1 pseudogene is annotated in these 244 nt (G+C 28.3%); it reads left to right on the top strand.

Annotation, left to right across the window (positions count from 1 at the left end):
- Positions 1 to 49: 49 nt before the first annotated feature.
- Positions 50 to 244, top strand: a pseudogene (locus SB775_RS32835) (LytR family transcriptional regulator); the annotation flags it as partial.

Genomic DNA, 244 nt, shown 5'->3' with positions numbered 1-244 from the left:
GCAATAACGCATAATTAGTTATAAATAAAAATTAAAGAAGGTATAAGTTATGAAAAAGAAAATTTTATTTTGGATTTTAGGTATAATAGGTTTTCTAGTTGTTGCAGGAGGAGCATATGCATACTATGTGTATTCTAATGTGTCAAATACATTAAATGCAGTGCATAAACCGTTAGATCGTGATAAGTCTGAAAAACGTGATAAGAAAGTAGATGTTGCAGATAATAAGCCGATATCTATTTTA

Source organism: Peribacillus sp. SIMBA_075, assembly GCF_046534585.1.
Note: the sequence above shows the minus strand (reverse complement) of the source record. Positions and strands in the feature narration are given on the sequence as shown.